Below are 22,204 nucleotides of genomic sequence, written 5' to 3' on the forward strand. Positions count from 1 at the left end.
GGTCAATGGCTAGGGAAGACCTAGTGATTGGATGGACGAGCTAGGTTTAGGATGGATGTTGAATGGTGGGATTGTTTGAGGAGAGAGGACGGCTAGGGGAAGGTGGGTGGAGAGGGATAGGACGGGGTTGAATGGTAAGCGTCCGCCCAACTCACCTTGCGTAAGTCAGGCCGGCACCCACTGATGCGGTAGCAATTGCCCAATCTCACTGGCCCGCTGTGTCGGCAGCCGCGTCAGCACATCCTTGAGATAGGCATACGGATCATGCCCATTCATGCGTGCCGACTGGATCAAACTCATGATGGCCGCAGCCCGTTTACCGCTGCGCAGGGATCCAGCAAATAACCAGTTCGAGCGCCCGAGCGCCCATGGCCGTATCTGGTTTTCAACTTGGTTGTTGTCGATGGGCACAGCCCCATCGTCCAGGTAGCGCGTCAGCGCTACCCAGCGTTTCAGGCTGTAATCGAAGGCTTTAGCTGTGGCTGATCCGTTGGGCACCAAGCCGCGCTGGACCAACATCCAGTCATGCAGTGTTTTGATGATCGGCACCGCCATTTCCTGGCGTATTCGCCAGCGGTCTTCATCGCTCATGTCCCGCGCCTGGCGTTCAACCTCGTACAAGCCACTGATCGAGTGCAGGGCCTGTTCAGCCAGCTGACTTTTGTTCGCCACGTGCAGATCAAAGAACTTGCGACGGGCGTGGGCCATACAGCCGATTTCAGTGATGCCTTGCTCAAACCCGGCTTTGTAGCCAGCGAAGTCGTCGCAGACCAGCTTGCCGTTCCAGTCGCCCAGGAAGTTGCGCGCATGTTCGCCAGCACGACTTGGGCTGAAGTCGTAAACCACCGTCTTGAGCGCCGAAAACGGCGTAGTGCTGTAGGCCCAGACGTAGGCGCGGTGGGTTTTCTTCTCGCCCGGCGCAAGCATTTGCACGGGTGTTTCATCGGCGTGAATCACGCCTTGGCTCAGCACTGCTTCATGCAGTGCATCGACCAGCGGCTGGAGCCGCACGCCGGTTTGTCCGACCCACTGAGCCAAGGTTGAGCGAGCAATTTCCAGCCCGGAGCGGCCAAAGATTTTCTCCTGCCGGTACAGCGGCAAGTGATCAGCAAACTTGGCCACCATCACGTGGGCCAGCAAGCCTGCGGTCGGGATACCTTTGTCGATAACCTGCGCCGGCACTGGCGCCTGGATCAGGGTTTCGCACTGGCGGCAGGCCCATTTGCCCCGCACATGCTGCTCGACGGTAAACACGCCCGGCGTGTAGTCCAGCTTTTCGCTGATGTCTTCGCCGATGCGTTGAAGTTGGCAGCCACAGGCGCACTGGGTGTTTTCAGGTTCGTGACGAATCACCGTGCGTGGAAACTGCGGCGGCAAAGGCGCACGCTTCGGGGATTGTCGTGCTTCGGCCTGTGGCGCAGCTGGGAGGAGCTGTTTTAGCTCGGCCTCGATAGCTTCAAGGTCTGTGTCGAGCAGGTCATCCAGCAAGCTGCTTTGCGCTGGGCTGATTTGCTCGCTGCGCTTGGCAAACTTGTGCCGTTTAAGTAGGGCAATTTCGTAAGTGAGCTGCTCAATGACGGTTTGATCGTTCTGGATCTTTCTGCTCATCGCCTCGACCTGGGATTGCAACTGCAACGCCTGTGCCGCCAAGGCACGAAGCTGTTCCGGGGTCATCTGGTCGAGGTTGGGCGAGAAAGTCATGCCACCGATTGTGCCAGAGCAGGCTCGGGACGACGACAAGTAGACCGGCCAAATGGCCGGCGTTTACAGCATGCTAATCACACCGCCGGCGCCGACGCGCTGCCACGGCAGGCCCAGTACCAACGCCTGGAGTTGCTCGCTGTCGAGTTCGACCTCGCTGCCATGACGAATGCCGGGCCAGTGGAACTTGCCTTGGTTCAGTCGACGCGCTGCAAGCCAGACGCCGAGGCCATCGTGCACCAGCACTTTCATCCGGTTAGCCCGGCGATTGGCGAACAGATAAGCGCAGTGCGGCTTCGCCGCACCGAACACCGCAATCACCCGGGCTAATGCTGTCTCGGTGCCGGCGCGCATGTCCATCGGCTCGGTGGCCAGCCAGATGGCATCGATGCGGATCATTGAGCGACAGCTCGAATGAATTGCGCGCAGCCCTCGGGATCCGAGGTTGGCCATTTCACTGTGATCACTTGTCCGGCCATGGGCAACTCGATGATCACTGACGTTTCGGCGGGCCGTTTAGGTGCAGCCTTCAGCGGGACAAATGCCGGCAGCGAAGGCGTTGCGGACTGGTCTCGATAGAGCGGCAGCCATTTGCGGATGACATTGGCGTTGATGCCATGGCTGATGGCGACGCTGGACACGGTTGCGCCAGGTTGCAGACATTCCTGAACGACTTGGGCTTTGAAAGGTTTGGGGTAAGAGCTTCGTTGGCGCATGGAAATCCTGGCGATAAGGGTGATCGCGTCCGCTTAAAAATACGCGGACACCATCGCCCTTAAAGCTGGAGTTCGGAAGGTGAGTTCGCCGGACGCTTACGTTGAATGGCGGGATTGATAGATGGCTAGGGGTGGACAAGTAGCGTATGAGGGAGCGATGAATGATGTGAGGTTAGATGACGGATCTAAAGCATATTACCCGCACCGAAAACGCCCCCCTCAATGAGCTCGGACAGACTGAAGCTAAAGCCACAATGTCGATTGGGTATTTTCGGTTCTCGTCACTCCGGCAATAAATCACTCCCATCCCGATTGCGCTAGTTGAAGCGTATGCGCAAAAACAGCAGCAATCCAAGAAGCGGACCTTGGTTTGTCTGCTAAGGATGAACCTTGGTCATGCCCACCAACAGGGCTGCTATCGTCCAGTGGTCTGGCCCTTCGCTGAATGGGCCGGAGTTCAGGGGGCTTTTCAGTGGCTACCGCTGTGCAGCGGTTGAAGCTCTTGCTTCGATCGCCGCAAGTGCGTTGCGGGCATTCCATGAGAGCTCCACTTGATCTACGAAAGTACGAAGCAGCGGCAAGTCGTCTGGCCCACCGCAAGAACCAATCATGGAGATCGCAAATCGCTCGGCATCTCTGTGCTCGAAGAAGCGCGGACCGGAAAAATATCCCTCCATAGGGCCTCCTTGCTGGAGGGCTACGCGAGCAAGCATGACCATACGGGCTGGAAAGGCTGTAACCAACAAAGTGCCGCGCGGGTCATGGCCAATGATCGACTGGGAGATCTCGCATAGCACACCAATAGCGCGCGATGGGTCGGCGGAAAGAGCCTCGAGAGCAGCCATAACTGGTGGTTCCGCCTCTGCTGCTTCAAAGGTACGCCGCTGTAGCCAGTAGTAGATCATCCCGCATGCGGACATCGCATCCTCACGGGGGCCAAGCCCCATCGGGCACGACTCCTCCGGTAGATCTGATTGAAGTTTCCCCAAGGCCATCAGCGCGGAAATATAGATTTCAACCGCGTTCTGACGTACTGGAGTGGTCGGATCTGGCAAGCGTGCCCAGCGCGAGATCGCCGGAACCGCGAGGGCATCACCTTCACCAGCAAGCTTGTCCATTAGCGATCCCACAAAGAAGCTGTACTCGGACGCTCCCATGCAGGCCAATCGCATCAGTGTCAGTTGCTGCTCGTTTGAAAGGTCGTCGACAACGTTGATGTAGGCTATGTCGAAGGGATGATCGAATTGCCCGCTATAGATCTCCCAGGCGATTTCCGCCGCACCCTCCGCACCAGGGTCACCGAGGACTTCGGCAACTTGTAGTCGAATCTGTCTCTCGTGCCCCTTAACCTCGTCATCCATCGCTCCCAAACTACTGAGGGCTTCGAGGACAGTGCTTTGCAGAATCGGATTTAGCACGGGGAGCAGGCTTTCGAGCGCCTTCGACAGCTTTTCTTGTTGAGCCAAGTCATCCCGTGGAAGAAAGTGCACGAAATGCACGAGATCTAGTTGAACGTGATAAGGCAGATACTTCCAGCGCTCAATTTCGAACAGGGGCAGCGTTTGGTCGATCGCCAGGTTAAGAATGCTTCGCTCCAGCCTGCAGGTATCACGCGACAACGCCAGCGCAAAGTAGAGCTGTCCTGGCGTAGCTACGTTGAGCCATACGTCTCTCAGGGGCGCTTGCCGCTCAGGAAGCAAGGCTGAGCGCTCTAACCCCCCGCTGTGAAGAGTCGACATGACAAGTGAAACTCCAAGGTCGCGCTGGCCGAATACGTAGGCAGCTGCAAATAAGCTGGTCCTCAGTAGCTTGAAACCCTTCTCAACCGCCTCACTTTGAAGCCGCGCTCGCTCTTCGTTCAGCCTCTGATCGAGCAGTCGGAAAACATCGAGCAACTCCAGTGAGTATTGACCGAGCGCCAATGCAGCAGGCAATGCAGACAGCATTGCTCTTTCATGCTCTGTCCAGAGCATGCGACTAGTAGGCTCAACGCCAATCTGCCAATGCTGGTCGGGAGCGATGAAGAAACGAACTGTCTCAACCTCACTCCGTAATCGCCCCATTACGGCGTTCAAGTCCTGGGTCACGAACCTCTTAGCGTCGCTGCCACATTCTCCTTTTATGATTGCCCTCAACAACTGAGCATCTGTGGTCGAGCTGAGCAAGCGAGCGAGCAACCCCATATCCTCGATAGCGCCAACCACAAATGCCCGCAGCTCATGGAATCGCGGCAGCGCCAACGCCTGAGCCATAGCGTCGAAGTCGGAACCAAGCTGCCGCAGGATAGCCTCGGCCGCAAACGCATTGAGGTACATTTCATGAACGAAACTTAGGCGCTCTCCTCGCTGGATAAGCAGCCGCATCCGGAGACTTTCTTGGAGCACCTCAGCCCCGAGCCGCTCCCTAACCAGGATGCGATCAAGCTCGCGTATGGATAAGCTGAAAGTCATGCGCTCGAACAGCAGTCCAGCGACGTGACATAAGAGCGTTATGCCCTCGCTTGCATTAGCACCAAGGCGCCGCCGAACAAAGCCGTCAAACAGCGCGGATCTGCTAGAAACCAGATTCACTTCGCGCCCCATCTGACCAACAAGGCTGGCCTCAATACCGGTAGCGATTGTCTGTAGCAGGGGAGCCAGCAACTCCGCAGAGGCGGTATCAAGGGACGCTATCTCGACCTTGAGATCATGACTGGGAGCGGAAACGGTGACCTTCCGAAGCGGAAGCAAATCCGCCCTGTCGGTCTCGATCTGCGAACTCACGACAATTGCTGCGTCATACTTAATCGAAGCGGCGCGGAGCGCCCGGATCAGTTTAAATCTCAAGTGGGAAGGGCATTCGTTATACCCATCCACGATTATGGCTACCGGTCGCGATAGCGTACGAACTGCAGCTAATAGCTTCTTGGCTGATAGTACGTCCAGTAGCGCTGCTTCACGATCCAGCGCCGGGCCAAGCTGTCCCTCAAATAGCTTTCCCTCCACGATGATTGGTATCACATCTTTAGCGCACAAGCGGTTTGCCAACATCACCGACAGCAATGACTTACCGCAGCCTGAAGGACCTTGGATTAGAAGGTCCGTGCGAGCCTCCTGCAACAGATGCTCGAGAAATGGCAAATCTACGAGCTCCCCGTCGACGTCGTAGAGGTCCGTCTTGTACTCGGCTGCTGCCGAAGCATACGTAGCGGTGAAAGCAGCGTTGTAAGTTGCAAGTGTTCGCTGCGCTTCGAGCGAGCGAGGGTCCAGAGCGCTGGAAAGGTCGAACACCTGCTCAAGGCTATGCTGCATTGCAAACGCGCGCCATTGATCGGTAGTGCACCGGAGCTCGGTGCGCTTGGCCAGTTGTATAGCGAGCCCGCTTATCCCGCCATAGGTGACCTTGAAGTCAAACAACAACTCCGAGCCCGCGGCCAACTCGGGGACGAACACCACATGAGCATCCGGATATCCTTCAACGCTACCTAAAAAGTCTCGGAGAGCGTCGCAGAGAGCGTTTTTTTCGCCCAAGGCCTGGGCGTAGGCATTGCCCGTGGTTCTCGAACGCCCTGAACGGGGATGCGCGGCCCATGGGCCATTTGTCGTCCCTCTGAGCGGCACCGTACTGGCTTTGGCTTCAAGGACCAATGTTTGACGATCCGTCCCGACCACTAAGTCTAGCTGCCGCCCCTTCAGGTTTATGTTGACTAAAACCGTGGCCGTCTCGCCGGTCATCTCAAGCAATCTCAGCAGCTCGAGGAGTACAGCCCGCTCCGACTCATGCTCAACCGGAGAACCTATAAAAAGTGAAATCTGACTGGGGATCATGGGAGTGAGAGGAAATATATGAGGGTTGGCCGTCCGGCTAGCATAGCTGTAAACCAAACCGGAAAATCGAAAGTCCACCGGGTTCTCACGGCAGGCCGTTAGGCACTTCCTCATGGCGAGGCCTGGCGCCTTCTGCGCATGTGGGTACCCATCTCTGAAGCAACCGTTCATGTGCCAAGAATCGGCATCAAAGATCAGGCTGAGGCGGGCACTAACCGGTAGCGCTCGATGACTGCTGTTGGCGGTTGCTGCCTTGAATGTCCCTTCGATCGCTCCTCCCAGCGGCATAAACGCCGTGACTGGACACAGCCAGTCACGGCGTTTATGCCTTGCCGCTCTCTCACGCGGCTCTCAAAGCAGCGTCACGCTCTTCAATTTTCTCCATTACCCAATCGTGCACCTCTTCCTCTACCCACCCCACGCACCTCTCCCCCAATGAAACCGGCTTCGGGAAAGCCCCTTCGCTGATGTACTTGTAGACGGTCGATCTGGCCAGACCGGTCGTAGCCATGACTTCTCGTAAACGGATGATCCTCATGAACGGTCTCCTGGTGTTCGTTCAGAGAATTGGCAGGTCTCGTTTTTAATGACCGGGCCGAGCCCGGGAGCCCAGCTGGCAGCAACGGGCTTCAGTACCTCTATGAAGAAGACTAGCTGGAATGCAGATATGGATGAAACACGGCTATAGGCCGCGGAATTCCAGATATGTCTTATTAAAACGGCCTCTAGGCAGCTTCTAGAATCCCTCTATGTCACATCTACAAACCATCTATTCCGACTCTATTCCGCAGCTAGAAGCTTTAACCAAGGCAAGGAAGTCATGACCCAACGCCGTCGTCCTCCCACATCCGGCTTCTTCGTCGAGGACGCCCTCTCCGTCCTCCTAAAGGAAAAATCCCTCGACCGTCGCCGTGACATCTGGCTGTGGTTCTACCTGGCACTGCGCGACACCGCCGTCTACCACCCGGAAAACATCACTCCCGCGACCATGCGTGACCGAATAGCCGAGAGCATTGAAAAGTTCGGAGTAACGAGGGATCAGGTGAGGGGCCATCAGAACTACCTACTGATCCCTGAGAAGCACTTCTCCTGGATATCGGAGAGCGAACGCCAGCTGTCTTGGATCAAGCGCAGACTGCCCCGTGAAATGGCGGACGAGCGAATCTATTCGCCGGCGCTATCCGAGAGGGATCAGTTGATAGCCTCGATTGACTGCGCTGAATCGCCCCAAAGGGAAAAGACGTCACTTCTGGCAAACCTGAAGCGCGCATGGGGCGAGCAGCAGCAACTAGACGAGCAATTGGATTGGATTAAGGAAGGGGACGAACGAGAAGCCTGCTTGCACGTCTGGGAATGGCTGAGTAAACACCTCTCCACCCAGGTGTTCCCCAACCCTCGCCCTGAGAGCCATCAACGCCTGCTGATTACTCTCGACTCGTTTACGTGGAGGGCCATGGAGAGGGCCCATTGCATCACGACGGTCAGGCGACTCTGGAGGCAGAAGCTCCGTCGCAAGAATGCCAAAGGAAAGAAGCAGTACAACTTCATCCTGAGCGACAAAGCGATAAAGCGGCTGGATAGATTCTCCAAAGATCACGAGCTCTCCAGAGCCCGCGTCCTGGAAATCCTCCTGCAGATGGAGGATGAGAAGGACCTTTATCTCAAGGAGCAGATCCGTGTGCTGCGAGGGATCGAGCTCTGACATTCATAGCAAGCAGCTAGCGCTTAGGACCGAGAAAGCGACCTCGGACCGGAGATCTAGCAGATAGGCAAAATCCAAAGTGTGGGTAAAAGTGTGGGTAAACTCAGAACAAAATCGATCAACCCAGTCGTTACGCATCTTTCACGTCGAAAAAAGCCGGTCTGAGACCGGCGTTTTTCATTGTTTTCGATCTATCCGCCCTTCCATCTGACGCTTGGATATTGACGCTTTTCGCCATCCGTCGGATTCACCCCTGTAACTCGTCAAGTATCCGTCGAATCGACGAGCGCTTTGATGGCATTGAGCTAGCGTCCAACGGCAGTACAAATCCGTTTCAGGTGTAAAGCCAGAGCAACGTAAAGGTAGGCACCAAGTTATAGGGCGCAAACCTCTTATACCGATGGCTTCGAACACTCCATGCACCTGAGCGGTTTTGTAACCCAGCGGAGAATCAAGAAACCAATGACCTGATGGATGCATGGATGGGAGGTTTCGATGAGCGTTGCCACCGTAAAGTGCGCAGTTTTCCGGGACGACGAACAATCGACCAGCACTGACACCGGCACTCGCCATGCTTGCCGCGCCCCTTGGCGGCTCGGAAGACTCCCCACCTCCGAATCTGCAGGATCCCTACTCAGGAATTGATTGGCCGCGAGCTTGAAACAGAGGTTGTCCGAGGCATTTCAGCTTTGATGTGAGGGAAGGATCATGAGCGAGTATCAGTGGGATTTCGGTTCCGCCGCGTCTGGTTTGCAGTTCAAGGTTGTTTACGATAGCGCCGGCACCTTCACGGTGACCTGTACGACCGGGTACCTGGACCTCAATGCGCTCTGGTTCTCGGATGGCGACAAGCTCGTTGAAGGAACGGTCACCCTGGCCAAGTCCGACAACAGCCTCAACATGAACGGCACCGGTATTACCTGGGACGACGTCTACAAGGTTGCCAGCACCGGGCTCGGGTCGGCGGGTGAGAACAAGGCGAGCTTCCTCACCGCCGGCGAGTCGATGTCGTTCTCAGTGGGCACGCTCGACCTGCCTGCAGCCATCAGCTCGCTGCTGGCAAGCAACCCGACGCTCCTGACCATTGGCGTGCGGGTCACCAGCGACAGCTCGATCAGCGGCGAAGGCAAGTACGTCGACACCAGCGGCACGTTGATCACCAGCGTCAACCACGCGCCGACACTGAACACCGTCAGCAACGCCGACTTGAACGACACGGCGGGCGACGACAACTTCCCCAATGTGACCGGCACCCTGCACGGCAGCGACCCGGACGGCAATGTGGTGAGCTTCAAGCTGGCGGGCTCCGCGAGCACGAGCGGCACCGGGGATAGCGCAGGCTTCGACGTGCAGAAGGGTTCGGCCTACGGCACCTTCTACCTGAACACCACGAGCGGCGCCTACAAGTTCGTCGCCAACGATGCGGCAGTGGAAGGCCTGAAGACCACCCAGGGTCTGGACTTCGTGGTCAGCGCGACCGACGGCACAGCCGACAGTGCCACCCAGACCATCACCATCCACCTGAACGGCGTCAACGACACGCCCGAACTCAGCGCATCGCTGACCGCCAAGACCTACGTCGATACGTCGGCGGACAACACCTTCGGCAGCGTGACCGGCCAACTGACGACGGTGGATCGTGATGCCGGCGAGACGGCTACCTATGCGATCAACGGAGCGACCACTGGTTCGTTCGATGTCAACGGCCACACCTACCAGCAACAGCTGATCGGCAACTTCGGCACGCTGTATCTGGACACCAGCGGCGCCTATGAGTACGTCCCCAACGACAGCGCCATCGAGGCACTCGAAGCGAGCACCAGCGAAAACTTTACGCTCAAGGTGACCGACGGCTCGGGCGCGACCGATACGAAGACCCTGACCATCAGTTTGACCGGTGCCGAGGACGCACCGGTGGTGACGGCGGTCGTAGCCTCCTACACCGATACCGCCGCCGACGACACCTTCGCCGACACCACCGGCACCCTGAGCGTCAGCAGCCGCGACGGCGATACCAGCTTTACCTTCGCCCTGGACGGCAGCAGCGCCTCCGCCGAAACCGGCTACGATCTGCAGAACACCAGCAGCAGCTACGGCACGCTGTACCTCAACAGCACCTCGGGCGCCTACAAGTTCGTTGCCAACGACGCGGCCATCGAGGCCCTGGAAGGCGGCAACAATCCGAGTGCAGTGTTCCACGTCACCGCTGCGGCGGACGGCGCCACCTCGGCCAGCCAGACCATCACCATCAACCTGACCGGCGCCGAAGACGCACCGGTGGTGACGGCGGTCGTCGCCTCCTACACCGATACCGCCGCCGACGACACCTTCACCGACACGGTTGGCACCCTGAGCGTCAGCAGCCGCGACGGCGATACCAGCTTTACCTTCGCCCTGGACGGCAGCAGCGCCTCCGCCGAAACCGGCTACGATCTGCAGAACACCAGCAGCAGCTACGGCACGCTGTACCTCAACAGCACCTCGGGCGCCTACAAGTTCGTTGCCAACGACGCGGCCATCGAGGCCTTGGAAGGCGGCAACAATCCGAGTGCAGTGTTCCACGTCACCGCTGCGGCGGACGGCGCCACCTCGGCCAGCCAGACCATCACCATCAACCTGACCGGCGCCGAAGACGCACCGGTGGTGACGGCGGTCGTCGCCTCCTACACCGATACCGCCGCCGACGACACCTTCACCGACACGGTTGGCACCCTGAGCGTCAGCAGCCGCGACGGCGATACCAGCTTTACCTTCGCCCTGGACAACAGCAGCGCTTCCGCCGTAACCGGCTACGACCTGCAGAACACCAGCAGCAGCTACGGCACGCTGTACCTCAACAGCACCTCGGGCGCCTACAAGTTCGTCGCCAATGACGCGGCCATCGAGGCCCTGGAAAGCGGCAACAACCCGAGTGCAGTGTTCCACGTCACCGCTGCGGCGGACGGTGCGACGTCGGCCAGCCAGACCATCACCATCAACCTCACCGGTACCGAAGATGCACCGGTGGTGACGGCGGTGGTTGCGGGCTATACCGACACGGCAGCCGACGACACCTTCACCGACACGGTTGGCACCCTGAGCGTCAGCAGCCGCGACAACGACACCAGTTTTACTTTTGCCCTCGCGGGCAGCGGCGCGTCGCTATTGCCCGGCTACGATCGTCAGGACACCAGCAGCAGCTACGGCACCCTGTACCTGAACAGCACCTCGGGCGCGTACAAGTTCGTCGCCAACGACGCGGCCATCGAGGCCCTGGAAAGCGGCAACAACCCGAGTGCAGTGTTCCACGTCACCGCTGCGGCGGACGGCGCCACCTCGGCCAGCCAGACCATCACCATCAACCTGACCGGTGCCGAGGATGCTCCTGTGGTGACGGCAGTGGTGGCGGGTTATACCGATACGGCGGCGGACGACAGCTTTGCCGACACCACCGGCACCCTGAGCGTCAGCAGCCGCGACGGCGATACCAGCTTCACCTTCGCCCTCGCCGGCAGCAGTGCGTCGCTAATGTCGGGCTACGATCGGCAGGACACCAGCAGTAGCTACGGCACGCTGTACCTGAACAGCACCTCGGGCGCCTACAAGTTCGTCGCCAACGATGCCGCCATCGAGGCCCTGGAAGGCGGCAGCAACCCGAGCGCGGTGTTCCATGTCACCGCTGCGGCGGACGGCGCGACTTCAGCGAGCCAGACCATCACCATCAACCTGACCGGGGCTGAGGACGCACCGATAGTGGCACCGGTCGTCGCCTCCTACACCGACACCTCTGCCGACAACACCTTCGCCGACACCACCGGCACCCTGAGCGTCAGCAGCCGCGACGGCGATACCAGCTTCGCCTTCGCCCTAGCCGGCAGCAGTGCGTCGCTGATGTCGGGCTACGACCGGCAGGACACCAGCAGCACCTACGGTACGCTGTACCTGAACAGCACCAGCGGCGCCTACAAGTTCGTCGCCAATGACGGCGCCATCGAGGCCCTGGAGGCTGGCAATAACCCGAGTGCCGTGTTCCATGTCACCGCTGCGGCAGACGGCGCGACTTCGGCCAGCCAGACCATCACCATCAACCTCACCGGCGCCGAGGATGCGCCAGTGGTTACGCCAGTCGTCGCGTCCTACACCGATACGGCGGCCGACGACATCTTCACCGATACAGTCGGCACCCTGGGCGTGAGCAGCCGCGACGGCGACACCAGCTTCACCTTCGCACTGGCTGGCAGCAGCGCGTCGGGAGTGCTGGGCTACGACCTGCAGAACACCAGCAGCGGCTACGGCACGCTCTACCTGAACAGCACCAGCGGCGCCTACAAGTTCGTCGCCAATGACGGTGCCATTGAGGCGTTGCAGTCGGGCAACAATCCGAGCCTGGTGTACGGCGTGACGGCCACGGCTGACGGCGTGACCTCAGCCAGCCAGAGCATCACCATCGGCATTACCGGTGGCAACGATGCGCCGCGCGACCTGGCGATGACAGCGGCTTCCTTCGCCTCCGGCAACGGCATTCCCAGTTCCGGCGATACCATCGGAACCCTCAGCGTACCGACCGGTGCCGACCCGGACGCGGGCGGGAGTTACTCCTACAGTCTCGCCAGCGCCAAGGTCGGAGCCCTGGGCGCTGCGAGCATCACCACCGATGCGAGCGCACAGTTCGCGGTCAGCACCGCAGGCGTGCTCAGCACCACGACGGGGCTTGCCGGCGGCAACATCTACGAGGTGACGGTCAAGGTAAGCCAGGGCGCGGGGGCCACACTGGCCACCTACAACGAAACCTTCAGCCTCGTTACCGGTACCAACGCCGGGACGGAAACGTTGCCCGGAGGAGGTTACGACTTCAGCTCCGGCGACGATGTCATCTACGGGCGGCAGAACGTCGACATCATCTTCGCGGGCTCAGGCAACGACACCGTGTTCGGCCAGGACGGCAACGATGAGATCCATGGAGACAGCGGCATCGACCTGCTGTATGGCGGCAAGGACAACGACACCTTCGTGTTCTCCTCCGGGGACACCGGTATCACCCTGGCCACCGCGGATACCATCGGCGACTTCAACTCGGCGGACGACACCATCGCCACCTCGCTGGCTGCCGGCAACGTGACCATTGCCAATGGTTCGGCGCTGGCTGACTTCAATGCCTTCGTCAGCGCAGCAAACACCGCGCTGGCGAACGTCGCTGGCAACCACGATTCCTACATGGCCTGGAACGCAGCAGGCTCCGGCAACGGCTGGCTGGTCGTCGACGAGAACAACAGCGGTGCAGTCGACACCGGCGACAGCCTGATCGTACTGGTGGGGGTGAATACGGCGGCAGGGTTCACGCCGACCGATATCGCTTGAGCCATCTTGATTGAGCGAGCAAAAGCAAACGGGGCCGCAGTATGCGGCCCCGTTTTTTTCCGGCTGAAATCGGCGCATTGGAACGCACCGTGCTCGCGAGCAAGCTCGCTCCTACAGCACAGCCTGCGGGTAGATCAATCGAGCAGTTCGCTGAACGGAATGAAGGCCAACGCGTCGCCCTCGGCCAGCGTCGTCCCTTCGCGCACCTCCGCCAATCCTTCGGCCCAGGCCGCGCTACGCAACACACCGGAGCTCTGGTTGGCATAGGGCACCACGCGGCCATTTTCCAGGCGCGCGCGCAAGTACTCGCGGCGGTTGCCCGGTTTGCTCCAGCTGAACCCGGCGGGTACCTGCAAACGCAACGGCTCGACCTTCTGCATGCCGAGGCGGCGCATCAGGTAAGGCCGCGCCAGCAGCGCGAAGGTCACCAGGGTCGAGGCCGGATTGCCCGGCAGGCCGATCACCGGCACCTGCTGGTAATGCCCGACCGTGAGCGGCTTGCCCGGCTTGATCGCCAGCTTCCAAAGCGCCAGTTCGCCCGCCTCGCGCAGGGTCGCACCGAGGAAGTCCGCCTCGCCGACGGACACGCCGCCGGTGGAAAGAATCAGGTCCACCTGGGACAAACCGGTCAGCGCGCTGCGGGTCAATTCGAGATCATCCGGCAGGATGCCCGCATCCACCACCTCGCAGCCGAAGCGCTGCAGCCAGGTGCGCAGCAGGTGGCGATTGCTGTTGTAGATCTGCCCGAGCGCCAGCGGCGTACCCGGCTCGACCAGCTCATCACCGGTAGACAAGAGCGCCACGCGCGGGCGGCGGCGCACCTTCAGCTCGGCATGACCGAGCGAGGCCGCCAGGCCGATTTCGATCGGCCCCAGGCGCGTGCCGGCCGGCAGTACGCAGTCGCCCTTGCGGGTCTCCTGGCCTTGCGGGCGCACGTGCTGGCCCACCTTGAGCGCCTCGAGGAAGCGCACACGGCCGTCGTCCAGCACTTCGACGTTTTCCTGCATCTCGACGCAGTCGGCGCCCGCCGGCACTGGCGCGCCGGTGAAGATGCGCGCACAGGTGCCCGGCTGCAGCGGCCCGCCCGCCTGGCCGGCGAAGATCTTCTGGCTCACCGGCAGCGCCTCGCCCTGCCAGTCGGCCAGGCGCAACGCGTAACCGTCCATGGCGCTGTTGGGCCACGGCGGCAGGTCCAGCCCGGCCAGCAGCGGCTCGGCCAGCACACGTCCATCCGCCTCGGCCAGGGGCAAGGTTTCACTCTTGGTGATCGGGGACTGCTCGGCCAGGGTCAACAGACGCGCCAGGGCGTCCTCGACCGGCAGCAGGCCGGGCTTGTCGCAGCAGCTCATCCGCGGCTCTCGCAGGGCGCCGCCTTCTTCAGGTGCGGCACGAAGTTGCACGGACGGTGGCTGGCGTTGAGCTGTTCACCGAGGATGCCATCCCAGGCAGTGCGACAGGCGTTGGTGGAGCCTGGCAGGCAGCAGACCAGGGTGCCGTTGGCGAGGCCCGCCAGCGCGCGGGACTGCACGGTGGAGGTGCCGATATCGGCCACGGAAATCTGTCGGAACAGTTCGCCGAAACCATCCACCACCTTATCCAGCAGGCAGGTCACGGCTTCGGGGGTGCTGTCGCGGCCGGTGAAGCCGGTGCCACCGGTGATCAGCACGACCTGCACTTCATCCTCGGCGATCCAGGTCGCCACCTGGGCGCGGATGCGGTAGAGGTCGTCCTTGAGCAGGACGCGGGCCGCAAGGTTGTGCCCGGCGGCCTTCAGGCGGTCGACGAACAGTTGCCCGGAGGTATCGGTTTCCAGGGTGCGGGTATCGCTGACGGTGAGGACGGCGATGTTCAGCGGGACGAATGGCTGCTCGGCCTTGTGGCTCATGATGAGGGCCCTTGCTTGTGAGGTTGGAATGCGCGGTGTTATATCACAGGCCCGCCCTGGAGACCCTGACATGCCACACGCCTCGCTGCCGCCCTGTTCCGTGCTGATCCTCGCCGGAGGCCGTGGGCAACGCATGGGCGGGCAGGACAAGGGCCTGCTGCCCTGGCAGGGCCGGCCGCTGGTGAGCTACGCCGCCGCCCTCGCCCGCCCGCTGAGCGACGACCTGATCATTTCCTGCAACCGCAATCCGGACGAGTACGCCGCCTACGCGGACCGCCTGGTGCGCGACGACAGCCCCGACTTCCCCGGCCCCCTGGCCGGCATCCGCGCCGGTCTCGCCGTGGCGCGGCACTCGCACCTGCTGGTGCTGCCCTGCGACGCCCCGTTGCTCGACCGCGAATTGCTGATGCAGCTGCTACAGGCCTCGACCGCATCGCCGAACGAGGTCCAGATGCTGCGCAGCGGCGAGCAGTGGGAGCCGCTGTTCTGCGTGATCCCGCTCGCTCTGCGGTCGCAGATAGAAGCGGCCTGGCAGCACGGCGACCGCAGCCCGCGCCATGTCTTCTCGCACCTGGGCCTACAGGCCGTGGACTGCCCCGCCAATGACCCGCGCCTGGCCAACCTCAATACGCCTGAACTGCTCTATAACGCCCGATAGCGACAATCTCGAAAAGATTCCGGGAACTTTGGCGGAAAAATCTCTGTCCGAATCGTCGTACATTTTTGTTCGCTCATCAGGAGATTCACCCATGACCAACCGGATGCTTCCCGCCTTCCTGCTCGCCCTGGGCATTGGCGTGCTTGCAGGTTGCTCCACACCGTCCGTCATCACGCTGAACGACGGCCGCGAGATTCAATCCGTCGACAAACCCCAGTACGACGAAGAGTCCGGCTTCTATGAGTTCGAACAGCTGGACGGCAAGACCACCCGTGTGAACAAGGATCAGGTGCGGACCGTCAAAGAGCTCTAAGCGTTCTGCATACGAAAACGCCCCGCAGGCCCTGGCCGGTCTGCGGGGCGTTCGTTTTTTATGGGGGGGTGAAAATATTTCTGAAATTTTTTTCGCTAACCCCTTGTGCATCAAAAGTTTTTCGGTAGAATGCGCGCCATCAAACGGAGCGTAGCGCAGCTTGGTAGCGCGTCTCGTTCGGGACGAGAAGGTCGCTGGTTCGAATCCAGTCGCTCCGACCAAATCCCGAAAAACCCGCCTAACGGCGGGTTTTTTATTGCCTGCGATTTTTCCTCCCGGAAGGATTCACAGGCCCATGAAAAAGCCCGTCCAGTGGACGGGCTTTTTCATGGGCGGATCAAAGCTGCCCGGACTTGCGCATCGACACCTGCGACAGCGCGCTCCAGTCCCGCTCGCCGTCGCCATGGGCAATGGCCTCCAGCAGGTTGTCGCGCAGTACGCTGGCGAACGGCAGCGGCACCCGTTGCGCCTGCCCGGCCGACAGAGCCAGTCCTACGTCCTTCAGCCCCAGCACCAGGCGGAACCCGGCCGGATCGAAACGCCGCTCGGCGATCTGCGCGCCGTAATTGCGGTACACCGGCGCGTTGAACAGCGTGTTGCCCATGATTTCCAGCAGATCGGCCGGCTCGACGCCGAAGCTCTTCACCAGAGCGGCGCTCTCCCCCATCGCCTCGATAGCGCTGGCGATCATGAAATTGCCGGCGATCTTCACCACAGAAGCACGTAGTGGGTCATTGCCCAACGGCCAGGTTTTCTGCCCGAGCACATCCAGCACCGGCTGCACTTTCGCAACGGCAGCCTCGGGGCCGGCCACCAGGATGTTGAGCTTGCCGGCGGCGGCCACATCGGTGCGGCCAAAGACCGGCGCGGCGATGAATTCCACACCCTGTCGACGATGCAACTCGATCAGCTCGCCAACGAAGGCGGTGGACAAGGTCGCCATGCTCAGGTGAATCAACCCGGCCTTCGCCGACGCCAGCGCCCCGCTGTCGATCAGCACGACACGAGTGGAGGCGTCGTCGGCCAGCATCGAGATCACCAGCTCGGCATCGAACGCCTCCGCGGGCTCGCGAGCGGCCTGCGCACCGAGCGCCAGCAGAGGCTCCAACGGCCCCGGCGAACGGTTCCAGCCAACGACCTGGTGGCCTGCCTTGATCAGGTTGGTGGCCATGGCGGCCCCCATGCCGCCGAGCCCGAGAAATCCGATCTTCATGAGAAGCGCCTCACTGTGGTTGGAGCGGGAGATGGCCGCCGAAACATTCAGCGGCTGAGGAAGCTGGCGACCTGCTCGGCATCGAAGGGCCAGTTGAGCTCGGCGCCGTTGTCACAACGGCGCAGCACGGGGATGGTCAGACCATAGCGCTCGACCCATTCTTCGCGGTCGGCGATGTCCACCAGTTCGACCAGCAGGCCGTGCTCGACGAAGGGCATCAGCACCGCTTCCGCCACTTCGCACAGATGACAACCCAGGGTGCCGAAGAGCTGGCATTCAGGGGGCATGTTCGACTCCATGTGTTCAGACTCCGGCATGGCGCAACAGCACATCGGCCGCCGCGCGGGCTTCCAGGGCCTGGTTCGCCGGCCCCTGCATGTGCGCCATGACCAGCACCCCTTCCAGCAGGTATTGCAACTGACGAGCCAGCACCTGCGGCTGCGCAACCCCCAGTCGCTCCAGCAGGGTCACGTAGTAGCGTTCGATGAACGCCTTGTGCTCGGCGGCCTGGCGGTGGATCGGATGATCGCGGTCATGGAACTCGCCGGCGGCGTGGATGAAGGCGCAGCCACAGAAACCTTCCGCGCCGAGCATGTCCTGCAAGGCATCGAAGGTCACCAGGATCGCTGCGCGGGGCTCCATGTGCCGTTCGGCGACACTCATGCGTTCGAACATCCGGGCGTGGCGCTCTTCCAGAGCAGCCATGATCAGCTCGTCCTTCGACTTGAAGTGCTTGTACAGGGTCATCTTCGCCACGCCGGACTCCGCGAGAATGCGGTCGATGCCGGTGGCGTGGTAACCCTCGCGGTAGAACAGGTCCTGGGCGGTGCTGAGCAGCAGTTCGCGTTTGCTGGATGCCATGGAATTACCTCCTGACCCGACATTATGCGCGAGCGGCGAGTCCCTGGCGCGACCGACGGGCAATCTTTCCGCTTGAACTATACAGACCTGTCTGTCTATTATCTATTCCGAAGTCGCCACAACAATCAACGCAAAGGAATTCGCCATGAAACTGCACGACGTTCCGCTCTCCGGTAATTGCTACAAGGTACGCCTGTTCCTCGGCCTGATCGGCCGGCAGGCCGAACTGGTGCCGGTCGACCTGGTCGGCGGCGCGCACAAGCGTCCGGCTTTCCTGGCGATCAACCCGCGCGGCCAGGTGCCGGCACTGGAAGATGGCGAACTGCGCCTGGGGGACTCCCACGCCATCCTCGCCTACCTCGCCCGGCAGTACGCCGAGCCGCGCTGGAGCCCGCAGGACGCGGTGACCCAGGGCCGCATCGCCCACTGGATGAGCTTTTCCGCGAACGAAATCCAGCATGGCCTGGCCGCGGCGCGGGTGATACTGCTGTTCAAGCGCCCCGGCGACCTGCCGGCAGCCCAGGCCAAGGGCCGCCAAGCCCTGGAGTTGCTCGATGTCACCCTCGCCGAGCACCGCTGGCTGGCGCAGACCGACGAACCGACCATCGCCGACATTGCCGTCTATCCCTACGTGACGCTTGCGGAGGAAGGTGGTCTGGAGCTTTCCAGCTATCCCTATGTGCAGGACTGGCTCGCCCGCGTTCGCGCGCTGCCCGGCTATGTACCGCAACCCCGGCTCTAAGATCCTGGAGGCGAATGATGGATACCCCCTTCCACCCCGGTGAACTGGCGATTCAGGAGCGGGCCGGCGTGCGCGAGCAGGTCGCTGAATTCGGTGGTCGGGTGATCCGCAGCTTCATGCCGGACCAGCACCGCGCCTTCTTCGCCCAACTGCCATGGCTGCTGGTCGGCAGCGTCGATCCCGACGGGCATCCCCAGGCCTCCGTGCTCTGGGGCTCCCCCGGATTCGCCCATTCACCGGAGCCGGAGCGCCTGCGCATCGACGCGCAGGCCGAAGCGGACGACCCGTTGCACGCCAACCTGTACGACGGCGCCCTGCTGGGTCTGCTAGGGCTCGAACTGCCGACCCGGCGGCGCAACCGCCTCAACGGCCGTGTGGAAGCCTTGGACGAAGACCGCTTCAGCGTCCAGGTGCTGCAATCCTTCGGCAATTGCCCGAAGTACATCCAGGCGCGCCACTGGCAGGCCCAGCCCCGCACGCCCGGACCCAGCCTGAGCGGGGTCGGCCTCGACCCGCGCTGGGTGGAGCTGGCGACGCGTAGCGACACCCTGTTCATCGCCAGCCGACATGCCGGCGAGAACGGAGGCGTAGATATTTCCCATCGCGGCGGCCCGCCGGGCTTCCTGCGGCTTGGCGAGGATGGCCTGCTGTGGCTGCCGGACTACGCCGGCAACAACCTGTTCAACACCCTCGGCAACCTGGCGCTGGAGCCGCGCTGCGCCCTGCTGCTGATCGATTTCGACAGCGGCGACCTGCTGCACCTGCAGGCGACCGCGCGCATCCATTGGCCGCACGACGGCGCGCCAGCCTGGGCACCCGGCGCGCAACGCATGCTCAGCCTGCGCCCCGACACCTGGCGCTTGCGGCACGCACGCCTGCCCCTGGGTTTCTCCGAGTTGCAGTACTCACCCTTCCTGCCGACCGCTGACTAAAAAGGACTTCATCCATGCGCCTGTTCTCCCTGCTGCTGGCCGGGGCGCTCGCCCTCGCCTGCCTGAATGCCACTGCGGCCGATCTGCGCTTCGCGCTGGTCCGCACCGCCGGCGTGACCACCCTGGAGGCCTTCACTGTCGCCGGCGGCGACTGGACCCGCCCGGTACCGGTCAACCACACAGCCGTGCTGATCCAGCACCATGCCGCGACGCTGCTGTTCGACACCGGCCTGGGCAGCCAGGCGGACGCGCAGTTCAAGCAGGACATGCCCTGGTGGGACAAGCCACTGTTCCGCTATGAGGGGCTGAACCCGGTGCGCGATCAGTTGCAGGGCAGCGGCATCCGCATCGACCGCATACTGTTGTCCCATGCGCATTGGGACCATGCTTCCGGCCTGTCGGACTTCCCCGACGTACCGGTCTGGGCGCCCTACGAGGAGATCAACTACGCCCATATCGCCCAGCCGCCGGCCGTTTTCCCCAGCCAGTTCCGCCACCCGGTGAAGTGGGTGCCCTATCAGTTCGAGCCGAAGCCCTTCATGGGCTATGACGAGAGCCTCGACCTGTTCGGCGACGGCAGCCTGGTGCTGGTGCCCATGCGCGGCCATACGCCTGGTGCGGCAGGCCTGTTCATCACCCTGGACGATGGTCGGCGCTTCTTCTTCACCGGAGACACCACCTGGCGGCTCTCCGGCTTCACCGGGCCCCACGAGAAGTTCTGGATCAGCAGCAAGCTGGTGGACAACGACCGCGAGCGCACCCTGGCGGAAGTGGCGCATGTGCACCTGCTGATGCGTTCGCACCCGGAACTGACCGTCATTCCCGCCCACGACGCTCAGGTGCAGGACCGCCTCGGCTACTACCCGCACTGGATCGAAGCAAACCCGCACCAGTCGCCGTCCGGCGCTTCAATAGCCAGCTCACTAATCAACGACTAAGGTCTAAGAGTCGTCAACATTCCGTAATGATTTAGTAGGTAGGCTGTAACAGTTCGACATGCCGCCCCCATCCGGCATCACCGACCTGCCCAAAGCGCTCGAGGAGACAATAACAATGAGCATGACCCCGATCGCCCGTGCCGTGGCCCTGGCCACGCTGGGTACCAGCGTTACCGTTCCGACCATTGCCCATGCTGACTTCATCAAGGACAGCAAAGCCAGCGTTGAACTGCGCAACTTCTACTTCAACCGCGACTTCCGTCAGTCCAGCCCGCCACCGGCGCAGAACAAGGCCGAAGAATGGGCACAAGGCTTCATCCTCAAGTACGAATCCGGCTTCACTGACGGCACCATCGGCGTCGGTGTCGACGCCCTGGGCACCCTCGGCCTGAAACTCGACTCGTCGCCTGACCGCAGCGGCACCGGCCTGCTGCAGCGTTCAAGCAGCGACCACCGCGCCGAGGACAGCTACGGCGACCTCGGCGTCACCGCCAAGCTGCGCGCCTCCAAGAGCACCCTGAAGGCCGGCACCCTGCTGCCGAAGATGCCGGTGGTGCAGTACAACGACACCCGCCTGCTGCCGCAGACCTTCAGCGGTGCAGCGCTCAACTCGATGGAAATCGACGGCCTGACCGTCGACGCCGGCCGCCTGTATCAGGTGAACCAGCGCGATTCCTCGGACTACGAGGACATGACCATCACCAGTGGTGCCAAGCGCAACATCAAGCTCGGCGATACCACCAAGACCAACGAGTTCCTGTTCGGCGGCCTGACCTACAAGTGGACCGACAGCCTCAGCACCAGCTACCACTACGGCGGTCTCGACAACATCTACAAGCAGCACTACCTGGGGCTGCTGCACGTATTGCCGATCGCCGACAAGCAGTCACTGAAGTCCGACATCCGCTGGGCCAAGTCCGATGACGACGGTGGCAGCAACGTCGACAACAAGGCACTCAACGCCATGTTCACCTACGCCCTGGGCTACCACGCCTTCGGCCTGGGCTACCAGAAGATGAGCGGCGACACCGGCTTCGCCTACATCAACGGCACCGACCCCTACCTGGTGAACTATGTCCAGATCGGCGACTTCGCCATGAAGGACGAGAAATCATGGCAGGCGCGCTACGACTACAACTTCGCCGGTCTCGGCATCCCTGGCCTGACCTTCATGACCCGCTACGTGAACGGCGACAACATCGACCTGCTCACCAGCGACAAGGAAGGCAAGGAATGGGAGCGCGACACCGACATCGCCTACGTATTCCAGGACGGCCCGCTGAAGAACCTCGGTCTGAAGTGGCGTAACGCGACCATGCGCACCAACTACACCAACGACTACGACGAAAACCGTCTGATCGTCAGCTATACCATGCCGCTCTGGTAATCCCGGACGCGGA

At 61.6% G+C, this 22,204-nt stretch carries 18 protein-coding genes and 1 tRNA gene; 9 read left to right on the forward strand and 10 right to left on the reverse strand.

Annotation, left to right across the window (positions count from 1 at the left end):
* Positions 1 to 165: 165 nt before the first annotated feature.
* From ACAW63_RS24085 to ACAW63_RS24105, 5 genes are all read right to left on the reverse strand, one after another.
* Complete coding sequence (locus ACAW63_RS24085) at positions 166 to 1,701, reverse strand: IS66 family transposase (RefSeq protein WP_371226197.1); 1,536 nt, start codon at positions 1,699 to 1,701, stop codon at positions 166 to 168.
* Between the two features lie 63 nt (positions 1,702 to 1,764).
* Positions 1,765 to 2,100: an IS66 family insertion sequence element accessory protein TnpB gene (gene tnpB / locus ACAW63_RS24090; protein ID WP_371226199.1), complete on the reverse strand. Its 336-nt coding sequence runs from the start codon at positions 2,098 to 2,100 to the stop codon at positions 1,765 to 1,767.
* A complete protein-coding gene (locus ACAW63_RS24095; RefSeq protein ID WP_371226201.1) occupies positions 2,097 to 2,417 on the reverse strand; it encodes a transposase in 321 nt (106 codons plus the stop codon). The genes tnpB and ACAW63_RS24095 overlap by 4 nt, the downstream gene beginning before the upstream one ends.
* Positions 2,418 to 2,893: 476 nt before the next feature.
* Entirely contained in the window at positions 2,894 to 6,139 is a 3,246-nt protein-coding gene (locus tag ACAW63_RS24100; protein ID WP_371229621.1) for a hypothetical protein, read from the reverse strand.
* A gap of 424 nt (positions 6,140 to 6,563) precedes the next feature.
* Complete coding sequence (locus ACAW63_RS24105; protein ID WP_023122019.1) at positions 6,564 to 6,761, reverse strand: AlpA family transcriptional regulator; 198 nt, start codon at positions 6,759 to 6,761, stop codon at positions 6,564 to 6,566.
* A gap of 282 nt (positions 6,762 to 7,043) precedes the next feature.
* On the opposite strand from ACAW63_RS24105, the gene ACAW63_RS24110 reads away from it, so the two are divergent.
* Both ACAW63_RS24110 and ACAW63_RS24115 read left to right on the forward strand, forming a co-directional pair.
* The gene (locus ACAW63_RS24110; RefSeq protein ID WP_371229624.1) at positions 7,044 to 7,925 is read left to right on the forward strand and encodes a hypothetical protein; all 882 of its coding nucleotides are present in this window, start codon (positions 7,044 to 7,046) and stop codon (positions 7,923 to 7,925) included.
* 708 nt (positions 7,926 to 8,633) lie between these two features.
* Complete coding sequence (locus tag ACAW63_RS24115; protein ID WP_371229626.1) at positions 8,634 to 13,262, forward strand: beta strand repeat-containing protein; 4,629 nt, start codon at positions 8,634 to 8,636, stop codon at positions 13,260 to 13,262.
* Between the two features lie 134 nt (positions 13,263 to 13,396).
* On the opposite strand, the gene glp is transcribed toward ACAW63_RS24115, so the two are convergent.
* Entirely contained in the window at positions 13,397 to 14,611 is a 1,215-nt protein-coding gene (gene glp / locus ACAW63_RS24120; RefSeq protein ID WP_371229629.1) for a gephyrin-like molybdotransferase Glp, read from the reverse strand.
* Positions 14,608 to 15,147, reverse strand: a complete 540-nt coding sequence (gene moaB / locus ACAW63_RS24125) for a molybdenum cofactor biosynthesis protein B (protein ID WP_152224593.1) — start codon at positions 15,145 to 15,147, stop codon at positions 14,608 to 14,610. The genes glp and moaB overlap by 4 nt, the downstream gene beginning before the upstream one ends.
* A gap of 70 nt (positions 15,148 to 15,217) precedes the next feature.
* On the opposite strand from moaB, the gene mobA reads away from it, so the two are divergent.
* The 3 genes from mobA to ACAW63_RS24140 all read left to right on the forward strand — a co-directional run bounded on the left by mobA (position 15,218) and on the right by ACAW63_RS24140 (position 16,339).
* On the forward strand, positions 15,218 to 15,805 hold the full coding sequence (mobA, locus tag ACAW63_RS24130; protein WP_371229631.1) for a molybdenum cofactor guanylyltransferase MobA: 588 nt from the start codon (positions 15,218 to 15,220) through the stop codon (positions 15,803 to 15,805).
* Between the two features lie 91 nt (positions 15,806 to 15,896).
* Positions 15,897 to 16,118 (forward strand): YgdI/YgdR family lipoprotein, encoded by a 222-nt coding sequence (locus tag ACAW63_RS24135; protein WP_371229634.1) that lies wholly within the window; start codon positions 15,897 to 15,899, stop codon positions 16,116 to 16,118.
* 144 nt (positions 16,119 to 16,262) lie between these two features.
* Positions 16,263 to 16,339 (forward strand) — tRNA-Pro (locus tag ACAW63_RS24140).
* Between the two features lie 116 nt (positions 16,340 to 16,455).
* On the opposite strand, the gene ACAW63_RS24145 is transcribed toward ACAW63_RS24140, so the two are convergent.
* From ACAW63_RS24145 to ACAW63_RS24155, 3 genes are read right to left on the reverse strand one after another with little or no spacing between them, the layout of a single operon-like run.
* Positions 16,456 to 17,331 carry an NAD(P)-dependent oxidoreductase gene (locus ACAW63_RS24145; RefSeq protein ID WP_371229637.1) on the reverse strand — a complete coding sequence of 292 codons (876 nt, stop codon included), beginning with the start codon at positions 17,329 to 17,331 and terminating at the stop codon, positions 16,456 to 16,458.
* 47 nt (positions 17,332 to 17,378) lie between these two features.
* Positions 17,379 to 17,618: a glutaredoxin family protein gene (locus ACAW63_RS24150; protein WP_275610976.1), complete on the reverse strand. Its 240-nt coding sequence runs from the start codon at positions 17,616 to 17,618 to the stop codon at positions 17,379 to 17,381.
* 16 nt (positions 17,619 to 17,634) lie between these two features.
* The gene (locus ACAW63_RS24155) at positions 17,635 to 18,192 is read right to left on the reverse strand and encodes a TetR/AcrR family transcriptional regulator (RefSeq protein WP_371229640.1); all 558 of its coding nucleotides are present in this window, start codon (positions 18,190 to 18,192) and stop codon (positions 17,635 to 17,637) included.
* A gap of 145 nt (positions 18,193 to 18,337) precedes the next feature.
* Between ACAW63_RS24155 and ACAW63_RS24160 the strand changes: the two genes are divergently transcribed.
* The 4 genes from ACAW63_RS24160 to ACAW63_RS24175 all read left to right on the forward strand — a co-directional run bounded on the left by ACAW63_RS24160 (position 18,338) and on the right by ACAW63_RS24175 (position 22,191).
* Positions 18,338 to 18,934, forward strand: a complete 597-nt coding sequence (locus ACAW63_RS24160; protein WP_371229643.1) for a glutathione S-transferase family protein — start codon at positions 18,338 to 18,340, stop codon at positions 18,932 to 18,934.
* Between the two features lie 17 nt (positions 18,935 to 18,951).
* Positions 18,952 to 19,866, forward strand: a complete 915-nt coding sequence (locus ACAW63_RS24165) for a pyridoxamine 5'-phosphate oxidase family protein (protein ID WP_371229646.1) — start codon at positions 18,952 to 18,954, stop codon at positions 19,864 to 19,866.
* 14 nt (positions 19,867 to 19,880) lie between these two features.
* Positions 19,881 to 20,804 carry an MBL fold metallo-hydrolase gene (locus ACAW63_RS24170; RefSeq protein WP_371229649.1) on the forward strand — a complete coding sequence of 308 codons (924 nt, stop codon included), beginning with the start codon at positions 19,881 to 19,883 and terminating at the stop codon, positions 20,802 to 20,804.
* A 115-nt stretch (positions 20,805 to 20,919) separates the two neighbouring features.
* Positions 20,920 to 22,191, forward strand: coding sequence for an OprD family porin (locus tag ACAW63_RS24175; protein ID WP_371229652.1), 1,272 nt, complete (start codon positions 20,920 to 20,922; stop codon positions 22,189 to 22,191).
* Positions 22,192 to 22,204 lie beyond the last annotated feature (13 nt).

This window comes from Pseudomonas sp. QE6, from assembly GCF_041379005.1.
In the GTDB taxonomy this organism is placed as follows: Bacteria; Pseudomonadota; Gammaproteobacteria; order Pseudomonadales; family Pseudomonadaceae; genus Pseudomonas.

Bases quoted from the DNA above. Each gene is read 5' to 3' on its own strand.
- ACAW63_RS24085 (WP_371226197.1), bottom strand. From the start codon at position 1,701: ATGACTTTCTCGCCCAACCTCGACCAGATGACCCCGGAACAGCTTCGT.
- tnpB (WP_371226199.1), bottom strand. From the start codon at position 2,100: ATGATCCGCATCGATGCCATCTGGCTGGCCACCGAGCCGATGGACATG.
- ACAW63_RS24095 (WP_371226201.1), bottom strand. From the start codon at position 2,417: ATGCGCCAACGAAGCTCTTACCCCAAACCTTTCAAAGCCCAAGTCGTT.
- ACAW63_RS24105 (WP_023122019.1), bottom strand. From the start codon at position 6,761: ATGAGGATCATCCGTTTACGAGAAGTCATGGCTACGACCGGTCTGGCC.
- ACAW63_RS24110 (WP_371229624.1), top strand. From the start codon at position 7,044: ATGACCCAACGCCGTCGTCCTCCCACATCCGGCTTCTTCGTCGAGGAC.
- ACAW63_RS24115 (WP_371229626.1), top strand. From the start codon at position 8,634: ATGAGCGAGTATCAGTGGGATTTCGGTTCCGCCGCGTCTGGTTTGCAG.
- glp (WP_371229629.1), bottom strand. From the start codon at position 14,611: ATGAGCTGCTGCGACAAGCCCGGCCTGCTGCCGGTCGAGGACGCCCTG.
- moaB (WP_152224593.1), bottom strand. From the start codon at position 15,147: ATGAGCCACAAGGCCGAGCAGCCATTCGTCCCGCTGAACATCGCCGTC.
- mobA (WP_371229631.1), top strand. From the start codon at position 15,218: ATGCCACACGCCTCGCTGCCGCCCTGTTCCGTGCTGATCCTCGCCGGA.
- ACAW63_RS24135 (WP_371229634.1), top strand. From the start codon at position 15,897: ATGACCAACCGGATGCTTCCCGCCTTCCTGCTCGCCCTGGGCATTGGC.
- ACAW63_RS24145 (WP_371229637.1), bottom strand. From the start codon at position 17,331: ATGAAGATCGGATTTCTCGGGCTCGGCGGCATGGGGGCCGCCATGGCC.
- ACAW63_RS24150 (WP_275610976.1), bottom strand. From the start codon at position 17,618: ATGCCCCCTGAATGCCAGCTCTTCGGCACCCTGGGTTGTCATCTGTGC.
- ACAW63_RS24155 (WP_371229640.1), bottom strand. From the start codon at position 18,192: ATGGCATCCAGCAAACGCGAACTGCTGCTCAGCACCGCCCAGGACCTG.
- ACAW63_RS24160 (WP_371229643.1), top strand. From the start codon at position 18,338: ATGAAACTGCACGACGTTCCGCTCTCCGGTAATTGCTACAAGGTACGC.
- ACAW63_RS24165 (WP_371229646.1), top strand. From the start codon at position 18,952: ATGGATACCCCCTTCCACCCCGGTGAACTGGCGATTCAGGAGCGGGCC.
- ACAW63_RS24170 (WP_371229649.1), top strand. From the start codon at position 19,881: ATGCGCCTGTTCTCCCTGCTGCTGGCCGGGGCGCTCGCCCTCGCCTGC.
- ACAW63_RS24175 (WP_371229652.1), top strand. From the start codon at position 20,920: ATGAGCATGACCCCGATCGCCCGTGCCGTGGCCCTGGCCACGCTGGGT.